This window comes from Pseudomonas sp. CCNWLW23, assembly GCF_037095675.1.
GTDB classification, from domain to species: domain Bacteria; phylum Pseudomonadota; class Gammaproteobacteria; order Pseudomonadales; family Pseudomonadaceae; genus Aquipseudomonas; species Aquipseudomonas atacamensis.
This window is the reverse complement of sequence record NZ_JBAWKM010000005.1, coordinates 138,203-158,035: the sequence shown is the minus strand read 5'-3', so window position 1 is coordinate 158,035 and position 19,833 is coordinate 138,203. Positions and strand designations below refer to the sequence as shown.

General features: G+C 60.1%; 17 protein-coding genes. 12 read left to right on the top strand and 5 right to left on the bottom strand.

The features are described 5' to 3' along the window. The first annotated feature begins 77 nt into the window (after positions 1–77). The gene (locus V8J63_RS09545; protein ID WP_232245629.1) at positions 78–839 is read left to right on the top strand and encodes a TenA family transcriptional regulator; all 762 of its coding nucleotides are present in this window, start codon (positions 78–80) and stop codon (positions 837–839) included. 102 nt (positions 840–941) lie between these two features. On the opposite strand, the gene V8J63_RS09540 is transcribed toward V8J63_RS09545, so the two are convergent. The 5 genes from V8J63_RS09540 to V8J63_RS09520 form a co-directional block, all read right to left on the bottom strand. Then, the gene (locus V8J63_RS09540; protein WP_024013877.1) at positions 942–1,868 is read right to left on the bottom strand and encodes a GGDEF domain-containing protein; all 927 of its coding nucleotides are present in this window, start codon (positions 1,866–1,868) and stop codon (positions 942–944) included. Between the two features lie 361 nt (positions 1,869–2,229). Further along, positions 2,230–2,970 (bottom strand): YciK family oxidoreductase, encoded by a 741-nt coding sequence (locus V8J63_RS09535; RefSeq protein WP_130927657.1) that lies wholly within the window; start codon positions 2,968–2,970, stop codon positions 2,230–2,232. A gap of 183 nt (positions 2,971–3,153) precedes the next feature. Further along, on the bottom strand, positions 3,154–3,825 hold the full coding sequence (gene mupP / locus V8J63_RS09530; RefSeq protein WP_016770929.1) for an N-acetylmuramic acid 6-phosphate phosphatase MupP: 672 nt from the start codon (positions 3,823–3,825) through the stop codon (positions 3,154–3,156). A gap of 4 nt (positions 3,826–3,829) precedes the next feature. Beyond that, positions 3,830–4,528: a bifunctional 2-polyprenyl-6-hydroxyphenol methylase/3-demethylubiquinol 3-O-methyltransferase UbiG gene (gene ubiG, locus V8J63_RS09525; RefSeq protein ID WP_007908399.1), complete on the bottom strand. Its 699-nt coding sequence runs from the start codon at positions 4,526–4,528 to the stop codon at positions 3,830–3,832. Positions 4,529–4,586: 58 nt separating this feature from the next. Continuing rightward, positions 4,587–5,921 (bottom strand): TRZ/ATZ family hydrolase, encoded by a 1,335-nt coding sequence (locus tag V8J63_RS09520; RefSeq protein ID WP_071173171.1) that lies wholly within the window; start codon positions 5,919–5,921, stop codon positions 4,587–4,589. 108 nt (positions 5,922–6,029) lie between these two features. Between V8J63_RS09520 and mtnA the strand changes: the two genes are divergently transcribed. The 11 genes from mtnA to V8J63_RS09465 all read left to right on the top strand — a co-directional run bounded on the left by mtnA (position 6,030) and on the right by V8J63_RS09465 (position 19,655). Further along, positions 6,030–7,106, top strand: coding sequence for an S-methyl-5-thioribose-1-phosphate isomerase (gene mtnA, locus V8J63_RS09515; RefSeq protein WP_197891864.1), 1,077 nt, complete (start codon positions 6,030–6,032; stop codon positions 7,104–7,106). Positions 7,107–7,529: 423 nt separating this feature from the next. Next, positions 7,530–10,184 carry a DNA gyrase subunit A gene (gene gyrA / locus V8J63_RS09510; protein ID WP_122611473.1) on the top strand — a complete coding sequence of 885 codons (2,655 nt, stop codon included), beginning with the start codon at positions 7,530–7,532 and terminating at the stop codon, positions 10,182–10,184. A gap of 229 nt (positions 10,185–10,413) precedes the next feature. Then, on the top strand, positions 10,414–11,499 hold the full coding sequence (serC, locus tag V8J63_RS09505) for a 3-phosphoserine/phosphohydroxythreonine transaminase (protein WP_038860448.1): 1,086 nt from the start codon (positions 10,414–10,416) through the stop codon (positions 11,497–11,499). Continuing rightward, on the top strand, positions 11,499–12,593 hold the full coding sequence (pheA, locus tag V8J63_RS09500; RefSeq protein WP_016770924.1) for a prephenate dehydratase: 1,095 nt from the start codon (positions 11,499–11,501) through the stop codon (positions 12,591–12,593). Before serC ends, pheA begins: the two co-directional genes overlap by 1 nt. 13 nt (positions 12,594–12,606) lie before the next feature. Beyond that, entirely contained in the window at positions 12,607–13,719 is a 1,113-nt protein-coding gene (gene hisC, locus V8J63_RS09495; protein ID WP_197891860.1) for a histidinol-phosphate transaminase, read from the top strand. 28 nt (positions 13,720–13,747) lie between these two features. Continuing rightward, positions 13,748–15,955 carry a bifunctional prephenate dehydrogenase/3-phosphoshikimate 1-carboxyvinyltransferase gene (locus tag V8J63_RS09490; RefSeq protein ID WP_336463960.1) on the top strand — a complete coding sequence of 736 codons (2,208 nt, stop codon included), beginning with the start codon at positions 13,748–13,750 and terminating at the stop codon, positions 15,953–15,955. Beyond that, positions 15,952–16,641, top strand: a complete 690-nt coding sequence (gene cmk, locus V8J63_RS09485; protein ID WP_024013869.1) for a (d)CMP kinase — start codon at positions 15,952–15,954, stop codon at positions 16,639–16,641. Before V8J63_RS09490 ends, cmk begins: the two co-directional genes overlap by 4 nt. 119 nt (positions 16,642–16,760) lie before the next feature. After that, positions 16,761–18,446 (top strand): 30S ribosomal protein S1, encoded by a 1,686-nt coding sequence (gene rpsA, locus V8J63_RS09480; RefSeq protein WP_016770920.1) that lies wholly within the window; start codon positions 16,761–16,763, stop codon positions 18,444–18,446. Positions 18,447–18,638: 192 nt separating this feature from the next. After that, positions 18,639–18,917, top strand: coding sequence for a hypothetical protein (locus V8J63_RS09475; protein WP_110646032.1), 279 nt, complete (start codon positions 18,639–18,641; stop codon positions 18,915–18,917). 153 nt (positions 18,918–19,070) lie between these two features. After that, positions 19,071–19,367: an integration host factor subunit beta gene (gene ihfB / locus V8J63_RS09470; protein ID WP_003189779.1), complete on the top strand. Its 297-nt coding sequence runs from the start codon at positions 19,071–19,073 to the stop codon at positions 19,365–19,367. Positions 19,368–19,394: 27 nt separating this feature from the next. Further along, positions 19,395–19,655: a LapA family protein gene (locus V8J63_RS09465; protein WP_336463936.1), complete on the top strand. Its 261-nt coding sequence runs from the start codon at positions 19,395–19,397 to the stop codon at positions 19,653–19,655. Positions 19,656–19,833: the final 178 nt, after the last annotated feature.

The following is a 19,833-nucleotide window of genomic DNA, read 5'->3' as shown; positions in this document are numbered from 1 at the left end:
TCTCTCGCCGATCCTTGCCATCACAACTCAAAAGGAGCCGAACAGTGATCGACACATTCAACCGAACCGGACCCCTCATGGAAGCTGCAAGTTATCCTGCCTGGGCGCAACAGCTCATCAAGGATTGCAGCGAGAGCAAGCGCCGGGTTGTCGAACATGAACTTTATCAGCGCATGCGCGACAACAGACTCAGCGCGAAAACCATGCGCCAGTACCTCATCGGCGGCTGGCCGGTGGTCGAGCAGTTTGCCTTGTACATGGCGCAGAACCTCACCAAGACCCGCTTTGCCCGCCATTCCGGCGAAGACATGGCGCGGCGCTGGCTGATGCGCAACATCCGCGTCGAACTCAACCATGCCGACTACTGGATGCACTGGAGCCGCGCCCATGGCGTCAGTCTCGAAGACCTCCAGGCCCAGCAAGTGCCGCCGGAGCTGCATGCTCTGAGTCATTGGTGCTGGCACACCAGCTCGGCAGATTCGCTGATCGTGGCGATTGCCGCGACCAACTATGCGATCGAGGGCGCGACCGGGGAGTGGTCAGCGGTGGTCTGCTCGACCGGGGTCTACGCGGCAGCGTTCCCGGAAGAGGACCGCAAGCGCGCGATGAAGTGGTTGAAGATGCATGCCCAGTACGACGACGCTCATCCGTGGGAAGCGCTGGAAATCATCTGCACCCTGGCCGGCATGAACCCGAGCAAGGCGTTGCAGGCCGAGCTACGGCAGGCGATCTGCAAGAGTTATGACTACATGTACCTGTTTCTGGAGCGGTGCATGCAGCTGGAGACTTCGGAGCGCTTGCTGGTCAACCGCGAGCGCCGGACCGTAACCGAAAGCTGATTGAACTGTGGGAGCGAGCCTGCTCGCGAAAGCGGTGGGTCATGCAACGAATCGTTGTCTGACCCTCCCTCTTCGCGAGCAGGCTCGCTCCCACAATGATTTTCAGCCAGCCATCGCCAGCCGGTTCCGCCCCTCGCGCTTTGCGACATATAACGCGCTGTCGGCGCGGCGCAATAAGCTGTCTGCCGACTCGCCCGGCAACAACGTCGAGCATCCCAGGCTCACGGTGATCTCGATCAACTGGCCATCGGCAAAATATTCCTCTGACTGCGTCGCCTGGCGCAAACGCTCGCCGACCATCGCCGCCGCTTCGCGACCGGTGTTGGACAGCAGGATCAGAAACTCTTCGCCGCCATAACGGAACACCATGTCGACGTTGCGCAGTTGCGCCTTGATCGACGCGGCAATGGCTCTGAGCACTTCATCGCCGGCACCATGCCCGTGGTCATCGTTGACCCGTTTGAAGTGGTCGATGTCGAGCATCAGCACCGACAGCGGTTGCGCATGACGGCGCGACATGTCGATCTCGCGCTGCAAGGTCTGCTCCATGGCCACCCGATTGCCGGCACCGGTCAACGGGTCGCGCAAGGCACTTTGCGTCGCGGCGCGATAGAGCAGGGCGTTGCGCATCGGGTACAGCAGGCACGACAGCAGCGACTCGAGGTCGCCCTGTTCCTTGTCGTTGAAGCGTTGATTACGGCGGAAGACCAGCTCGCCCATGTGCTCGCCTTCGTGGCTCAGGGTGTAGCTGACCGAATGGTGACCGCGTGCACCGAACTCCAGGCGCAGGTCACTGGCCTGATGCACATAGCTCAGGGCGTCCAGCGGCACCAGGCGTTGGATTTCGCGAAAGAACAGGCCAAGGATGCGCTGTGGCTCCAGGCTGGTTTGCAGTTGCAGGCTCATTTGCTGACGCAGTTGCGCCAGGCTGGTCGGGCGCTCGATCAGCGCCGGTAGTTGACCGAAGCCCAGGCGCTGCAATTTGGCACTGTCAAAGTCAATTGCATGGGTCTGGGAAGGAGATTTCATATGGCGTGAGCCCCTAAGCAGTAAGTCTGTCTTACAGGCTGGGTGAGAGCGGCTATGGGCTGCGCGTCGTACTGATCCATCAGTCCCGTAGGACGTTTGGCGTAAGTTTAGTCTGCCGCAAGACGATCAGTCAGCTATCGAAATCGGCGTTGCCCCATGGCCATCACACGGCATGTTTTGAGGGAATTTAGAGCGAAACCCGTGCCATTCGGTTCGATTTAATTTAAAGCTTTTCGAATCAAAGACTTGCTGATGGATGCCGGGCGGCCGCGCTGGGTTATTGGCGGCTTTGTGACGGTTATGAGCGGCAATGGCTTGCCGCGACAGCATTCTGCCGCGGCAACAAATGCGACGTATGGCGTTATTGGGCGTTGAAAGCCTGGCCATTGACGCCCGCGCTGTCCGGGCCCATCAGGTATAGATACACCGGCATGATCTCTTCCGGTGTCGGGTTGTTCAGCGGATTTTCCCCCGGATAAGCCTGCGCGCGCATGCTGGTGCGCGTACCGCCCGGGTTGATGCTATTGGAGCGTACCGGCGCAACGCCTTCGACTTCATCGGCCAGGGTTTGCATCAGGCCTTCGGTGGCAAATTTCGACACACCGTAAGCGCCCCAGTACGCGCGACCCTTGCGCCCGACGCTGCTGGAGGTGAACACCACCGAGGCGTCCTTCGAGAGCTTGAGCAGCGGCAGCAGGGTGCTGGTCAGCATGAACATCGCGTTGACGTTGACCTGCATGACCCGCATGAAGTTTTCGCCGGAGAGTTGTTCGATCGGCGTGCGCGGGCCGATGATCGAAGCGTTGTGCAGCAGGCCGTCGAGATGGCCGAACTCGGTTTCGATCATCGCGGCCAGCTCATCATATTGATGGGGCAGGGCGGTCTCGAGGTTGAACGGGATCACCGCCGGTTGCGGGTGGCCCGCTGCTTCGATTTCGTCGTAGACCTCGGTCAGATTGGCTTCGGTCTTGCCCAGCAGCAGCACGGTGGCACCGTGGGCGGCATAGGTTTTCGCCGCAGCCGCGCCGATGCCGCGCCCGGCACCGGTGACCAGAATGACCCGATCCTTGAGCAATTCAGGGCGAGCGGTGTAATCAAACATAAAAACCTCACAATCCATTTCATGAAGATCTGCTTCACCCCTGTGGCGAGGGGATTTATCCCCGTTCGGCGGCGAAGCCGTCGCAAAACCTGTGTGTCACATTGCCTGGATGAAAGCGGGGGCCGCTTCGCAGCCCAGCGGGGATAAATCCCCTCGCCACACAGGGAGCTTGCAACAGTCAGGTCAGCAGCTGCACAGCGCGCTGTCGAGCACCTTGCGCAACTCCAGCGGGTGATCCACTACCACGTCCGCGCCCCAGTGCCGTGGATTGTCGTCCGGGTGGATGTAGCCGTAGGTCACCGCAGCGGTCTTGGTGCCGGCATCGCGGCCCGATTCGATATCGCGCAGATCATCGCCGATAAACAGCACGGTCGACGGATCCAGATCAAGCATCTTGCAGGCGAGGATCAGCGGCTCCGGATCCGGCTTGCTGTTCTTCACATGATCCGGGCAGATCAGCAGCGCCGAACGCTCGGCCAGCCCCAGACGCTGCATGATCGGCTCGGCGAAGCGCACCGGTTTGTTGGTGACCACGCCCCAGATCAGGTTGGCCTTTTCGATATCGGCGAGCAGTTCGCCCATGCCGTCGAACAGTTTGCTGTGCACCGCGCAGCCGACCAGATAGCGCTCGAGAAACTCCAGACGCAGCTCCTCAAAGCCCGGCGATTCCGGATCCATCGAAAATGTCACCGCAACCATGGCCTTGGCCCCGCCGGAAATCTCGTCGCGGATGTGCTTGTCGTTGATCGGCGGCAGACCGCGATCGGCGCGCATCGCCTGGCAGATGGCGATGAAGTCCGGCGCGGTGTCGAGCAGGGTGCCGTCCATGTCGAAAAGTACCGCTCTGATGGCCATCGGCTTATTCCTCGCGCAGGGTCTGGATCATGTAATTGACGTCAACGTCGTTGGCCAGCTTGTAGTGCTTGGTCAGCGGGTTGTAGGTCAGGCCGATGATGTCCTTGACGGTCAGGCCAGCCATGCGGCTCCACGCGCCGAGCTCGGATGGGCGGATGAATTTCTTGAAGTCGTGGGTGCCGCGCGGCAGCAGCTTCATGATGTATTCGGCGCCGATGATCGCGAACAGATACGCCTTCGGGTTGCGGTTGATGGTCGAGAAGAATACCTGGCCGCCCGGCTTGACCATGCGGAAGCAGGCACGGATTACCGAGGATGGATCCGGCACGTGCTCGAGCATTTCCAGGCAGGTGACCACGTCGAACTGCTCGGGCATTTCCTCGGCGAGGGCTTCGGCGGTGATCTGGCGGTATTCGACGCTGACCCCGGATTCCAGCTGATGCAGTTGTGCGACCGCCAGCGGCGCTTCGCCCATGTCGATGCCCATCACCGTGGCGCCACGCTGGGCCATGGCTTCGCTGAGGATGCCGCCGCCGCAACCAACGTCGAGGACTTTCTTGCCGGCCAGATTGACCCGCTCGTCGATCCAGTTGACCCGCAGCGGGTTGATGTCGTGCAGCGGCTTGAATTCGCTTTCGCGGTCCCACCAGCGATGGGCCAGGGCCTCGAATTTGGCGATTTCGGCGTGGTCGACGTTGCTCATGTTCAATTCCTCGAAAAACCTGAAAAGGGCTGTAGCCGCGGATATAGCGCCGCGGTGTTTACGATTCGGTGTGGCCGCTGATGCGCTGGCCCCAGTGGCGGGCGGTCGCGCCCAGCTGTTGTTCGTCCATGCGGGTCAGGCGCCGGTCGTCGAGCAGTTGCTTGCCGGCGACCCACAGGTGTTTCACGCAATCACGCCCGGTGGCATAAATCAGCTGCGACACCGGGTCATACACCGGTTGCTGCGCCAGGCCGGACAGGTCGAAAGCGACGATGTCCGCGGCTTTGCCAATCTCCAGCGAGCCGACCTGCGCCTCGATCCCCAGTGCACGCGCACCATTGAGGGTGGCCATGCGCAAGGCGCGATGGGCGTCCAGCGCAGTGGCAGAGCCGGCGACGGCTTTGGCCAGCAGGGCGGCGGTGCGGGTTTCGCCGAGCAGGTCGAGATCATTGTTGCTCGCCGCGCCATCGGTGCCGACGGCAACGTTCACCCCAGCCTGCCACAAACGTTCGACCGGGCAGAAGCCGCTGGCCAGTTTCAGATTGGATTCCGGGCAGTGGATCACGCTGCTGTTGCTTTCTACCAGCAGCGCGAGGTCGTCATCGCTGATCTGGGTCATGTGCACCGCCTGGAAGCGCGGGCCGAGCAGGCCAAGGCGACCCAGGCGCGCCAGTGGCCGTTCGCCGGTTTGCTCGACAGCCTGTTGCACTTCGAATGCGGTTTCATGCACATGCATGTGGATCGAGGCGTCAAGCTCCTCGGCGATCACCCTGATTTTCTCCAGGTTCTCATCACCGACGGTGTAGGGGGCGTGAGGGCCGAAAGTAATCTTGATGCGTTCGTGATGCTTGAGATCCCCGAACAATTCGACGCCCTGACGAATGGCTTCGTCGGCACTGCTGGCGCCGGGGATCGGGAAATCGAGGATCGGAATGGCGATCTGCGCACGGATGCCGCTGTTGTGTACGCGCTCGCTGGCGACTTTCGGGAAAAAGTACATGTCAGAGAAGCAGGTGATGCCGCCCTTGATCTGCTCGGCGATGGCCAGATCGGTGCCGTCGCGGACGAAATCCTCATCGACCCATTTGCCTTCGGCCGGCCAGATGTGGTTTTCCAGCCAGGTCATCAGCGGCAGATCGTCAGCCAGGCCACGGAACAGCGTCATCGCCGCGTGGCCGTGGGCATTGATTAGTCCCGGCGCCAACAGAACATCCGGCAGTTCACGGATTTCTGTCGCGTTACACTTCAACGCTTCGGCGCGCGGGCCGATAAACACAATGCAACCGTCACGGATGCCCAGGCCGTGCTCCTTGAGCACCACGCCTGCAGGTTCGACAGGGACCAGCCAGGTCGGCAGCAATAACAGGTCGAGCGCAATGGCAGGTTTCGGCATCGAGGGTCGGTTCCAGTGCTTTTGTAAAGGATGGCGAAGTATACCCGAGCGTCTTCGCGGGGGGATCGCTATAATCGGCGGCTTTTGTTCATGAGTGCGGGGTGTGGGATGCGCGATCGACTGTTGGCTGCGGAGAAAGTAAAGGCCATCGATTGGCGTGATGGCGCGCTGCACCTGCTGGATCAGCGTATTTTGCCGTTCGAGGAAAACTGGATCGCCTACACCAGCGCCGCCGGCGTGGCCGAAGCGATTCGCTCGATGGTCGTGCGTGGCGCGCCGGCTATTGGCATCAGTGCGGCCTATGGCATCGTCCTCGCGGCGCGGGCGCGGATTGCCGAGGGCGGCGACTGGTACGCGGCACTGGAAGAGGATTTCGCGCTGTTGGCCGATTCGCGGCCGACCGCGGTCAATCTGTTCTGGGCGCTGGGGCGCATGCACGATCGCCTGGATCGGCTGAAAAGCAACGCCGATCCGCTGGCGGCGCTGGAAGCCGAAGCTATCGCCATTCATGAAAGCGACCGCGAGGCCAACCTGACCATGGCGCAGCTTGGTGTCGATCTGATTCGCAAGCATCAGGGCAACGCTCAGGCCATCCTGACCCATTGCAATACCGGCGCGCTGGCCACCGGCGGGTTCGGTACTGCGCTGGGGGTGATCCGCGCTGCTTATATAGAAGGCATGGTCGAGCGCGTTTACGCCGACGAAACCCGGCCATGGTTGCAGGGCTCGCGGCTGACCGCGTGGGAGCTGGCCAACGAAGGCATCCCGGTGACCCTGAATGCCGACTCCGCCGCCGCGCACATCATGAAAACCAAAGGCGTGACCTGGGTGATCGTCGGCGCCGACCGCATCACCGCCAATGGCGACGTGGCGAACAAGATCGGCACCTATCAACTGGCGGTCAACGCCATGCACCACGGCGTGCGCTTCATGGTGGTGGCGCCGAGTTCGACTATCGACATGAATCTGGCCAGCGGCGATGACATCCCGATTGAAGAGCGTGATGGCGCCGAACTGCTGGAAGTCGGCGGTAAACGCGTCGGTGCCAATGTTGAAGCGTTCAACCCGGTGTTTGATGTCACCCCGGCGGATCTGATCGATGCGATCGTCACCGAAAAAGGCATCGTCGAACGCCCGGACACCGCGAAAATGGCCCAGCTGATGTGCCGCAAGCGCCTGCATTGACAGGCTTTGGTCTTGCAGCGAGCTCTTCGCGAGCAGGCTCGCTCCCACAGGTTTTGTGATCGCCACAGACACGTGTGGGAGCGAGCCTGCTCGCGAAGAGGCCGCTAATGTCAATAAACATCGCTAATTCAGCCCCAGATTTCACATTCAAAGAAGCTCAGAGCTTCTGTCGTCCCCCTCAAGCCTGTCATCGGTCAACTAACTATGCTCCATGCGCATCTGGGGGATAGGTGCGTGGCGGCCTTTGTGATAACATCCGGCGTTTTCCGAGGCGGCTCCACGGAGCTGTCTTTACTGCGCAAATCCGCGATCCAATGTTGATTTGTCGTAAGTCGGCGCATGGCACTCGGCCGGCCCCGACGAGCTTCGTTGCTCCCACATGGATATGACGAAGTTTCACCAGAAAAAGGAATCAGGCTTCTCATGGGCGAACTGGCCAAAGAAATCCTCCCGGTCAATATCGAAGACGAGCTGAAACAGTCCTACCTCGACTACGCAATGAGCGTGATCGTCGGCCGTGCACTGCCGGATGCGCGCGATGGCCTCAAGCCCGTGCACCGTCGCGTACTGTTCGCGATGAGCGAGCTGGGCAACGACTACAACAAGCCGTACAAGAAATCTGCCCGTGTCGTCGGCGACGTGATCGGTAAGTATCACCCGCACGGTGACACTGCCGTGTACGACACCATCGTTCGTATGGCCCAGCCTTTCTCCCTGCGCTACCTGCTGGTCGACGGCCAGGGCAACTTCGGTTCGGTCGACGGCGACAACGCTGCGGCCATGCGATACACCGAAGTGCGCATGACCAAGCTGGCGCACGAGCTGCTGGCTGACCTGCACAAGGAAACCGTGGACTGGGTGCCGAACTACGACGGCACCGAACTGATCCCGGCAGTCATGCCGACCCGCGTACCGAACCTGCTGGTCAACGGTTCCAGCGGTATCGCTGTGGGCATGGCGACCAACATTCCGCCGCACAACCTCGGTGAAGTCATCGACGGTTGCCTGGCCCTCATCGACAACCCCGAGCTGACCGTCGATGAGCTGATGCAATACATTCCCGGTCCGGACTTCCCGACGGCTGCGATCATCAACGGTCGCGCCGGCATCATCGAAGCCTACCGCACCGGTCGCGGGCGCATTTACATGCGTGCCCGCTCGATCATCGAAGACATCGACAAGGTGGGTGGCCGTCAGCAGATCGTCATCACCGAACTGCCTTACCAGCTGAACAAGGCGCGTCTGATCGAGAAGATCGCCGAGCTGGTCAAAGAGAAGAAGCTCGAAGGCATCACCGAGCTGCGCGACGAGTCCGACAAGGACGGTATGCGCGTCGTCATCGAGCTGCGTCGTGGCGAAGTGCCTGAGGTGATCCTCAACAACCTCTACGCCCAGACCCAGCTGCAATCGGTATTCGGCATCAACATCGTCGCGCTGATCGACGGCCGCCCACGCATCCTCAACCTCAAGGATCTGCTGGAAGCCTTCGTCCGTCACCGTCGCGAAGTGGTTACCCGCCGTACCGTGTTCGAATTGCGCAAGGCGCGCGAGCGTGGGCACATTCTCGAAGGCCAGGCCGTTGCGCTGTCGAATATCGATCCGGTAATCGCCCTGATCAAGGCTTCGCCAACACCGTCGGAAGCCAAGGAAGCGCTGATCAGCACGCCTTGGGAATCTTCGGCTGTGGTGGCGATGGTTGAGCGTGCCGGTGCCGATTCGTGCCGTCCGGAAAACCTCGATCCGCAATACGGTCTGCGTGAAGGCAAGTACTTCCTCTCGCCAGAACAGGCACAAGCCATTCTCGAACTGCGCCTGCACCGTCTGACCGGTCTGGAGCATGAGAAGCTGCTGGCCGAGTATCAAGAGATCCTCAACCAGATCGGCGAGCTGATCCGCATCCTCAACAGTGCCGTGCGCCTGATGGAAGTGATCCGCGAAGAACTGGAAGTGATCCGCGCCGAATACGGCGACGTGCGCCGCACCGAAATTCTCGATGCCCGTCTCGACCTGACCCTGGGCGACATGATCCCGGAAGAAGAGCGCGTCGTGACCATCTCCCACGGTGGCTACGCCAAGACCCAGCCGCTGGCTGCGTACCAGGCTCAGCGTCGTGGCGGCAAAGGCAAATCGGCTACCGGCGTCAAGGACGAGGACTACATCGCTCACCTGCTGGTTGCCAACAGCCACACCACGCTGCTGCTGTTCTCCAGCAAGGGCAAGGTGTACTGGCTCAAGACCTACGAAATTCCGGAAGCCTCCCGCGCGGCCCGTGGTCGTCCGCTGGTCAACCTGTTGCCGCTGGATGATGGTGAATACATCACCACCATGCTGCCGGTCGAGGAATACACCGAAGGTCACTACATCTTCATGGCCACCGCCAACGGCACCGTGAAGAAGACCCCGCTGGAATCCTTCAGTCGTCAGCGCAGCGTCGGTCTGATCGCGCTGGAGCTGGACGAAGGCGACGTGCTGATCTCTGCAGCCATCACCGATGGCGAGCGAGAAGTGATGCTGTTCTCCGATGGCGGCAAGGTCACCCGTTTCAAAGAGTCCGACGTGCGTGCCATGGGCCGTACCGCTCGCGGCGTGCGCGGCATGCGTCTGCCGGAAGGGCAGAAGCTGATTTCCATGCTGATCCCGGAAGAAGGCAGCCAGATCCTCACCGCTTCCGAGCGTGGTTATGGCAAGCGCACCGCGATCACCGAGTTCCCTGAGTACAAGCGTGGCGGTCAGGGCGTGATCGCCATGGTCAGCAACGAGCGTAACGGCCGTCTGGTCGGCGCAGTTCAGGTGCTCGACGGCGAAGAAATCATGCTGATCTCTGATCAGGGCACCCTGGTGCGTACCCGTGTCGGCGAAGTGTCGAGCCTGGGTCGTAACACTCAGGGCGTGACGCTGATCAAGCTGGCCAAGGATGAAACCCTGGTCGGGCTGGAGCGGGTTCAGGAGCCTTCGGAAATCGAAGGCGAAGAACTCGAAGGTGAAGAGGGCGAGGAAATCGCAGGCAGCGTCGGTATCGACGAAGCAGGTGAAGACCAGCAACTCGACGCCGCAGCAGACGAAGAACCGCAGGAATAAGCGGACAAACGAGGGGGCGGATGAGAATTCGCCCCCTTGTTATTTGTCCGGTATGAAAATTTGCAACACTGCGGATGATCGTTCCCACGCTCTGCGTGGGAATGCCGCTGGGGACGCTCCGCGTCCCATGACGCAGAGCGTCATTGGATGCATTCCCACGCGGAGCGTGGGAACGATCAGCCGTAAACCAGAAGATTCAAGTGACCACCAAATCAGAGCGAGATTGGATGTGAGCAAGCGAGCCTATAACTTCTGCGCCGGTCCGGCGGCGCTGCCTGAAGCTGTCCTGCAGCGCGCCCAGGGTGAACTCCTTGATTGGCACGGCAAGGGTCTGTCGGTCATGGAAATGAGCCATCGCAGCGATGAGTTCGTGTCCATTGCCACCCAGGCCGAGCAGGATCTGCGTGACCTGCTGAATATCCCGTCGAACTACAAAGTGCTGTTTCTGCAGGGCGGCGCCAGCCAGCAGTTCGCACAGATCCCGCTGAACCTGTTGCCTGAAGGCGGCTCGGCCGACTACATCGACACCGGTATCTGGTCGCAGAAAGCCATCGAAGAAGCCTCGCGCTACGGCCACGTCAACGTTGCTGCCACTGCCAAGCCTTACGACTATTTCGCCATCCCAGGCCAGAACGAGTGGAACCTGTCGAAAGACGCCGCGTACGTTCACTACGCGCCGAACGAAACCATCGGCGGTCTGGAATTCCAGTGGATCCCGCAAACCGGTGACGTACCGCTGGTGGCGGACATGTCTTCGGACATCCTCTCGCGCCCGGTCGATATTTCGCGTTTCGGCATGATCTACGCCGGCGCGCAGAAGAACATCGGCCCGAGCGGCATCGTCGTCAATATCATTCGCGAAGACCTGCTCGGCAAGGCCCGCTCGCTGTGCCCGACCATGCTCAACTACAAGGTCGCGGCCGATAACGGCTCCATGTACAACACCCCGCCGACGCTGGCCTGGTACCTGTCCGGTCTGGTGTTCCAATGGCTGAAAGAGCAGGGCGGCGTCGAAGCGATTGCCAAGCTCAACGACGTCAAGCAGCGCACCCTGTACGACTTCATCGACGCCAGCGGCCTCTACAGCAACCCGATCAACAAGTCGGATCGCTCGTGGATGAACGTGCCGTTCCGTCTCGCTGACGATCGTCTGGACAAGCCGTTCCTCGCCGGTGCCGACGAGCGCGGCCTGCTCAACCTCAAGGGCCATCGCTCTGTGGGCGGCATGCGCGCCTCCATCTACAACGCCGTCGACATCACCGCAGTTAACGCGCTGGTGGCGTACATGGCGGAATTCGAGAAGGAACACGGCTGATGTCCGAGCAAGAACTCAAGGCACTGCGCGTTCGCATCGACGCTCTGGACACCAAAGTCCTCGAGCTGATCAGTGAGCGTGCGCGTTGCGCCCAGGAAGTCGCCCGCGTGAAGATGGCCTCGCTGGCCGAAGGCGAAGTGCCGGTGTTCTATCGTCCCGAGCGCGAAGCTCAGGTGCTCAAGCGTGTGATGGAGCGCAATCAGGGGCCGCTGGGCAACGAAGAAATGGCGCGGCTGTTCCGCGAGATCATGTCGTCGTGCCTGGCGCTGGAGCAGCCACTGAAAGTGGCGTACCTCGGCCCTGAAGGTACCTTCACCCAAGCGGCGGCGATGAAGCATTTCGGTCACGCGGTGATCAGCAAGCCGATGGCAGCGATCGACGAAGTGTTCCGTGAAGTCGCCGCCGGTGCGGTGAATTTCGGCGTGGTGCCAGTGGAAAACTCCACCGAAGGCGCGGTCAATCACACGCTGGACAGCTTCCTCGAGCACGACATGGTGATCTGCGGCGAAGTCGAGCTGCGCATCCACCATCATCTGCTGGTCGGCGAGAACACCAAGACCGACAGCATCAGTCGCATCTATTCCCACGCGCAGTCGCTGGCCCAGTGCCGCAAGTGGCTGGACGCGCATTACCCGAATGTCGAACGCGTCGCGGTGTCCAGCAACGCCGAAGCGGCCAAACGGGTCAAGGGTGAGTGGAATTCCGCGGCGATCGCCGGCGACATGGCGGCAGGGCTGTATGGCCTGACGCGTCTGGCCGAGAAGATCGAAGATCGCCCGGACAACTCGACGCGCTTCCTGATGATCGGTAATCAGGAAGTCCCGCCGACCGGTGACGACAAGACCTCGATCATCGTGTCGATGAGCAACAAGCCCGGCGCGCTCCACGAGCTGCTGGTGCCGTTCCACGACAATGGGATCGACCTGACCCGTATCGAAACCCGACCGTCGCGCAGCGGCAAATGGACCTACGTGTTCTTCATCGACTTCGTCGGCCACCACCGCGATCCGTTGATCAAAGGTGTGCTGGAAAAGATCAGTCAGGAAGCAGTAGCACTCAAAGTGCTGGGTTCCTACCCGAAAGCAGTTCTCTAAGGGGCGGTAGCAAATGAGTGGCAACTTCCTCGCTCTGGCACAGCCGGGCGTGCAACAACTTTCGCCGTACGTTCCGGGCAAGCCTGTGGACGAACTGGCGCGCGAGCTCGATCTGGATCCGGCAAAAATCGTCAAACTGGCGAGCAACGAAAACCCGTTGGGCGCCAGCCCGAAGGCATTGGCGGCGATTCGCGAAGAGCTGGCCGAGCTGACCCGCTACCCGGACGGCAATGGTTTCGCCCTGAAATCGCTGCTCGCCGAGCAGTGCCGTGTCGAGCTGAACCAGGTCACGCTGGGCAATGGCTCCAACGACATTCTTGAGCTGGTTGCGCGTGCCTATCTGGCGCCGGGCCTGAATGCGGTGTTCAGTGAGCACGCCTTCGCGGTGTATCCGATCGCGACTCAAGCAGTCGGCGCACAAGCCAAAGTCGTTCCAGCCAAAGACTGGGGCCATGACTTGCCGGCGATGCTCGCAGCCATCGATGCCAACACTCGCGTGGTGTTTATCGCCAACCCGAACAACCCGACCGGCACCTGGTTCGGCGCAGAAGCGCTGGACGAGTTCCTGCAGGACGTTCCCGAGCATGTGCTGGTAGTCCTCGATGAGGCTTACATCGAGTACGCCGAAGGCAGCGACTTGCCGGACGGTCTCGACTTCCTCGCGGCGTACCCGAACCTGCTGGTGTCGCGCACCTTCTCCAAGGCCTATGGTCTGGCCGCGCTGCGCGTCGGTTATGGCTTGTCGACACCTGTGGTGGCGGACGTGCTGAACCGCGTTCGTCAGCCGTTCAACGTCAACAGCCTCGCGCTGGCGGCGGCGTGTGCGGCGCTGAAGGACGAGGAATATCTGGCGCAAAGCCGTCAGCTCAACGAATCCGGCATGCAGCAGTTGCAGGCCGGTTTCCGTGAGTTGGGGCTGGGCTGGATCGAATCCAAAGGCAACTTCATCTGCGTCGATCTCGGCCAGGTCGCGGCGCCGATTTTTCAGGGCTTGCTGCGCGAAGGCGTGATCGTGCGTCCGGTGGCCAATTACGGCATGCCGGACCACCTGCGGGTGACCATCGGTCTGCCGGCGGAAAACAGCCGTTTACTCGAGGCGCTGCGCAAGGTTCTGGCTCGTGGTTGATGTCACTGCGCTGCAACCTGCTGCACCTATGATCGGTCGCCTTGTGGTGGTCGGTCTGGGGTTGATCGGTGGTTCGTTTGCCAAGGGTTTGCGTGAAAGCGGCCTGTGCCGTGAAGTGGTCGGCGTCGATCTCGACCCGCAATCGCGCAGGCTCGCGGTCGAATTGGGTGTGGTCGATCGCTGTGAAGACGACTTGGCGGCGGCTTGCGTCGGTGCCGATGTGATTCAGCTGGCGGTGCCGATTCTGGCCATGGAAAAGCTGCTCGCGCGTCTGGCTGTCATGGATCTGGGGCAGGCGATTCTTACGGATGTCGGCAGCGCCAAAGGCAATGTGGTGCGCGCGGCGACCGAGGCGTTTGGCGGCATGCCGGCGCGCTTCGTCCCCGGGCACCCGATTGCCGGTTCCGAGCAGAGCGGGGTGGAAGCCTCGAATGCCGAGCTGTTCCGCCGGCACAAGGTGATCCTGACGCCGCTCGAGCAGACCGATCCTGCCGCGCTGGCGGTGCTCGATCGTCTCTGGCGCGAACTGGGCGCCGATGTCGAGCACATGCAGGTCGAGCGTCACGATGAAGTGCTTGCCGCGACGAGCCATCTGCCGCACCTGCTGGCCTTCGGTCTGGTCGATTCATTGGCCAAGCGCAATGAAAATCTGGAGATCTTCCGTTACGCTGCCGGTGGTTTTCGCGATTTCACAAGAATCGCCGGAAGCGACCCGGTGATGTGGCACGACATCTTCCTCGCCAACCGCGAGGCTGTCCTGCGCACACTCGATACATTTCGCAGCGACCTCGACGCCTTGCGCGACGCGGTCGATGCAGGGGATGGGCACCAATTATTGGGCGTTTTCACGCGCGCCCGGGTTGCCCGCGAGCATTTCAGTAAAATCCTGGCCCGCAGGGCCTATGTGGACGCTATGAATTCCAACGATCTGATCTTCCTGGCTCAACCTGGTGGCCGCCTGTCCGGTCGGATTCGCGTACCGGGTGACAAATCGATTTCCCACCGTTCGATCATGCTCGGCTCGCTGGCCGAAGGCGTCACCGAAGTCGAAGGCTTCCTTGAGGGCGAAGACGCCCTGGCGACCTTGCAGGCGTTTCGCGACATGGGCGTGGTCATCGAAGGCCCTCATCACGGCCGCGTGACCATCCACGGTGTCGGCCTGCACGGCCTGAAACCTGCGCCGGGCCCGATCTATCTGGGCAACTCCGGCACCTCGATGCGTCTGCTCTCTGGCCTGCTGGCGGCGCAGAGCTTCGACAGTGTTTTGACGGGTGATGCCTCGCTTTCGAAGCGTCCGATGAACCGCGTGGCCAATCCTTTGCGGGAAATGGGTGCGGTCATCGAAACCGCTGCTGAGGGTCGTCCACCGATGACCATTCGTGGTGGCCACAAACTCAAGGGTCTGACCTATACCATGCCGATGGCCAGTGCTCAGGTGAAATCCTGTCTGCTGCTTGCCGGTCTGTATGCCGAAGGCAAGACCACCGTCACCGAGCCGGCACCGACCCGCGACCACACCGAGCGCATGCTGCGCGGCTTCGGCTACTCGGTCAGCGTCGACGGCGCCACGGCTTCGGTCGAGTCCGGCGGCAAGCTCACCGCGACTCACATCGAAGTGCCGGGCGATATTTCGTCGTCGGCATTCTTCTTGGTCGCGGCCTCGATCGCCGAGGGTTCCGAGCTGGTGCTCGAGCACGTCGGCATCAACCCGACCCGCACTGGCGTGATCGATATCCTGCGTCTGATGGGCGCCGATATCACTCTGGAAAACCAGCGTGAAGTCGGCGGCGAGCCAGTGGCTGACTTGCGCGTGCGGGCAGCTAAACTCAAAGGTATCGAGATTCCGGAGGCGCTGGTGCCGCTGGCGATCGACGAATTCCCGGTCCTGTTCGTTGCTGCTGCGTGCGCCGAAGGGCGTACCGTGCTCACCGGCGCAGAAGAGCTGCGCGTCAAGGAATCCGACCGGATTCAGGTCATGGCGGACGGCTTGCTGGCGCTGGGCGTCAAGTGCGAACCGACCCCGGACGGCATCATCATCGACGGCGGCCAGATCGGCGGCGGTGAAGTGCACGGTCACGGCGATCACCGTATCGCCATGGCGTTCAGCGTCGCCTCGTTGCGCGCTACCGCACCGATCCGCATCCACGATTGTGCCAACGTCGCGACCTCGTTCCCCAACTTCCTCGCGCTGTGCGGGCAAGTCGGCATTCGTGTGGCACAAGAGGCTCAGTCGTGAAAAACATTGCACCGGTCATCACCATCGATGGGCCAAGCGGCTCCGGCAAAGGCACGGTCGCCGGGATTCTGGCCAAGCGTCTGGGCTGGAACCTGCTGGATTCCGGTGCGCTTTATCGCTTGCTCGCGTTTGCTGCGCACAACCATGGCGTCGACCTGACCAATGAAGAGTTGCTGAAAACGCTGGCCGCTCATCTGGATGTGCAGTTCATCGCCGCGACCGAAGGTCAACTGCAGCGGATCATTCTGGAAGGCGACGAAGTCAGCGATGTCATTCGCACCGAAAGTGTCGGTTCCGGCGCCTCGCAAGTGGCTGCGCTGCCCGCCGTGCGCGAGGCGCTGCTGCAGCGCCAGCGTGCGTTCCAGGAAGCGCCGGGGCTGGTGGCGGACGGTCGCGACATGGGCACGGTGGTATTTCCGGATGCACCGCTGAAGATTTTCCTCACCGCCAGTGCCGAGGAGCGGGCGCGCCGTCGATATTTGCAGTTGAAGGGCAAAGTCGAGGGTGTTAGTCTGTCGAGTCTGCTAGATGAGATCCGTGCACGCGATGAGCGTGACACCCAGCGCGCAGTAGCCCCGCTCAAGCCGGCGGCCGACGCGATTCAGCTGGATTCCACGGAGCTTTCCATCGATCAGGTGCTTGAACGCATCATGAGCGAGATCGCCATTCGCGATATCGCCGGGTGACCAAGAGGGCCGCAGGGGACCAGTCATAGTCCTGCGGTGCTTCTTTTAAATGAAACTAACCCACACCGTCTGGGGTGTGGAGATGGGCGTTTACTTCGCCCTCATCTACAGGAATTAAAATGAGCGAAAGCTTTGCGGAACTCTTTGAAGAAAGCCTGAAAACCCTGAACCTTCAGGCAGGCTCCATCATCACCGGTGTTATCGTTGATATCGATTACCAGGCTCGCTGGGTAACCGTTCACGCTGGTCTGAAGTCTGAAGCACTCATCCCGCTTGAGCAGTTCTACAACGATGCTGGCGAACTGAACATAAACGTTGGTGATGAAGTTCACGTTGCTCTGGATTCGGTTGAAGACGGCTTTGGCGAAACCAAGCTGTCCCGTGAAAAAGCCAAGCGCGCTGAATGCTGGATCGTTCTGGAAGCAGCCTTCGCAGCCGAGGAAGTGGTCAAGGGCGTTATCAACGGTAAGGTTAAAGGCGGCTTCACTGTCGACGTTAACGGCATCCGTGCGTTCCTGCCAGGTTCCCTGGTTGACGTCCGTCCAGTGCGCGACACCACGCACCTGGAAGGCAAAGAGCTGGAATTCAAGGTCATCAAGCTGGACCAGAAGCGCAACAACGTTGTCGTTTCCCGTCGCAGCGTCCTCGAAGCCGAGAACTCCGCCGAGCGTGAAGCTCTGCTGGAATCCCTGCAGGAAGGCCAGCAAGTCAAAGGTATCGTCAAAAACCTCACCGATTACGGCGCATTCGTCGATCTGGGTGGCGTGGACGGCCTGCTGCACATCACCGACATGGCCTGGAAGCGCATCAAGCATCCTTCCGAGATCGTCAACGTTGGTGACGAAATCGACGTCAAGGTTCTGAAATACGATCGCGAACGCAACCGTGTTTCCCTGGGCCTGAAGCAACTGGGCGAAGATCCATGGGTTGCTATCAAAGCCCGTTACCCAGAAGGCACTCGCGTTACCGCTCGTGTAACCAACCTGACCGACTACGGCTGCTTCGCTGAGCTGGAAGAAGGCGTTGAAGGTCTGGTACACGTTTCGGAAATGGACTGGACCAACAAGAACATCCACCCTTCGAAAGTCGTACAAGTCGGCGACGAAGTGGAAGTCATGGTTCTGGACATCGACGAAGAGCGTCGTCGTATCTCCCTGGGCATCAAGCAGTGCAAGTCGAACCCATGGGAAGACTTCTCTGGCCAGTTCAACAAGGGCGACAAGATCTCCGGCACCATCAAGTCGATCACCGATTTCGGTATCTTCATTGGTCTGGACGGCGGCATCGACGGTCTGGTTCACTTGTCCGACATCTCCTGGAACGAAGTGGGCGAAGAAGCCGTACGTCGTTTCAAGAAGGGCGACGAGCTGGACACCGTCATCCTGTCGGTTGACCCAGAGCGCGAGCGCATCTCCCTGGGCATCAAGCAACTGGAAAGCGATCCGTTCTCCGAGTACGTCTCGGTTAACGACAAGGGCGCTATCGTGACCGGTACCGTGAAAGAAGTTGACGCCAAAGGCGCCATCATCGTTCTGGCCGACGACATCGAAGCTACCCTGAAAGCCTCCGAAATCAGCCGTGACCGCGTTGAAGACGCGCGCAACGTTCTGAAAGAAGGCCAGGAAGTTGAAGCCAAGATCATCAGCGTTGACCGCAAGAGCCGCGTAATCCAGCTCTCGATCAAGTCGAAAGACGACGCTGAAGAGAAAGAAGCCATCCAGAGCCTGAAAGCAGCTCCGGAAGGCGAAGCAGCTGACACCACTATGGCGGCACTGCTGCGTCAAGCAATGGCCAAACAGAACTGAGTTCTGGTTGATCATTAAAAAGGGCGACTTCGGTCGCCCTTTTTTGTGCCTGCGATTTGGTCTTTGTACGTCCGTGCATGAAACCAATAGCTTCGGCTGCGGGTCTGTTTCTTTAATCGGATCAATCGCCTATTCGCGACTAAGCTTGATCTTGAGCATTAGTCGTCAGGCTTGCCTGGCATAAGGAAGTGGATGAACAAGTTACTTGTTGTTGCAGTGGTCTTGGCGCTGGCAGGGTGCACCACCAGTGCGAAAACCCATGCGGTGCGCGGCGTCAGTGGTATCGAGGTCGATTGCTCTGGGCTTGGTTCCGGTTGGGAGAAGTGTCAGAAGCGTGCGGCCAAGGAATGCAAAGGCAAGGGCTACAAGGTCATCACCCGCTCTGACGATGCCAAAGATGAAGACGAATACCCGTTTGGCTTCAATCCGGCGGGCTTCGTGACCCGGACCATGCTGGTGATGTGTCGTTAGGGCAGCGGCGATCCGACTCGCCACTGGAGTGCCCTGAAAATGGGCGTTTTGACCCCGGGAAAGATATGTCAATCCCTGGGCTGTTCAAAATCATCCGGGCATGCTAAAACCTTTCAAGCGCTGATCTAGCTGCTTGAAAAAGAAGGGAAAAATATGACGAAGTCGGAGTTGATCGAACGAATTGTCACCCATCAAGGGCTACTCTCATCCAAGGATGTGGAGCTGGCCATCAAGACCATGCTTGAACAAATGTCTCAGTGCCTCGCCACAGGTGATCGTATCGAGATCCGTGGATTTGGCAGCTTCTCCCTGCACTACCGCGCACCGCGCGTCGGCCGCAATCCAAAGACCGGCCAGTCGGTAAGTCTGGACGGTAAATTCGTTCCGCATTTCAAACCGGGCAAGGAATTGCGTGACCGCGTGAACGAAGAAGAGGAGGAGGGGGTTTGACAGTCGCTATCTTTCAAGGGGTTACTCATGCGTAACCTTAAGCGAATATTAATCGGTTTTTTTATACTTTTATTGATTTTGGTGATTCTGGCGTTTGTCCTCGAGAATCAGCAGTCGGTTTCGTTATTGTTTCTGGGTTTGTCTGGGCCTCAATTGCCGATTTCGTTGATCGTGGTTTTGGCTTTTCTTGTCGGGATGCTGATCGGGCCGGTGTTAGGCTGGTTATTGGGGCGCTCATCAAGGATTGCAGGTAGAAACAGAGCTGCGCGCAAGCATTTGATGCAGTGAAAGGCTCATGTGCTTACTGCGAGGGCATGGCTATATCCAATAGTAAAACGCCTATGAAGCTGTAAAATGCGATCCTCTTTTGGTTGTGAGGCACTCACACCCATTCAGATTGAATTTGATAAAGCTACGACGACTAGCTTTTTGCATTCATGGATTGGACAGCGCTCCCGAATCGCTG

Coding starts and splice junctions, on each gene's coding strand:
- V8J63_RS09475 (WP_110646032.1), top strand. CDS start 18,639: ATGAACAAGTTACTTGTTGTTGCAGTGGTCTTGGCGCTGGCAGGGTGC.
- V8J63_RS09535 (WP_130927657.1), bottom strand. CDS start 2,970: ATGTTTGATTACACCGCTCGCCCTGAATTGCTCAAGGATCGGGTCATT.
- ihfB (WP_003189779.1), top strand. CDS start 19,071: ATGACGAAGTCGGAGTTGATCGAACGAATTGTCACCCATCAAGGGCTA.
- mtnA (WP_197891864.1), top strand. CDS start 6,030: ATGCGCGATCGACTGTTGGCTGCGGAGAAAGTAAAGGCCATCGATTGG.
- V8J63_RS09490 (WP_336463960.1), top strand. CDS start 13,748: ATGATCGGTCGCCTTGTGGTGGTCGGTCTGGGGTTGATCGGTGGTTCG.
- V8J63_RS09465 (WP_336463936.1), top strand. CDS start 19,395: ATGCGTAACCTTAAGCGAATATTAATCGGTTTTTTTATACTTTTATTG.
- V8J63_RS09520 (WP_071173171.1), bottom strand. CDS start 5,921: ATGCCGAAACCTGCCATTGCGCTCGACCTGTTATTGCTGCCGACCTGG.
- mupP (WP_016770929.1), bottom strand. CDS start 3,825: ATGGCCATCAGAGCGGTACTTTTCGACATGGACGGCACCCTGCTCGAC.
- V8J63_RS09540 (WP_024013877.1), bottom strand. CDS start 1,868: ATGAAATCTCCTTCCCAGACCCATGCAATTGACTTTGACAGTGCCAAA.
- ubiG (WP_007908399.1), bottom strand. CDS start 4,528: ATGAGCAACGTCGACCACGCCGAAATCGCCAAATTCGAGGCCCTGGCC.
- rpsA (WP_016770920.1), top strand. CDS start 16,761: ATGAGCGAAAGCTTTGCGGAACTCTTTGAAGAAAGCCTGAAAACCCTG.
- gyrA (WP_122611473.1), top strand. CDS start 7,530: ATGGGCGAACTGGCCAAAGAAATCCTCCCGGTCAATATCGAAGACGAG.
- pheA (WP_016770924.1), top strand. CDS start 11,499: ATGTCCGAGCAAGAACTCAAGGCACTGCGCGTTCGCATCGACGCTCTG.
- V8J63_RS09545 (WP_232245629.1), top strand. CDS start 78: ATGGAAGCTGCAAGTTATCCTGCCTGGGCGCAACAGCTCATCAAGGAT.
- hisC (WP_197891860.1), top strand. CDS start 12,607: ATGAGTGGCAACTTCCTCGCTCTGGCACAGCCGGGCGTGCAACAACTT.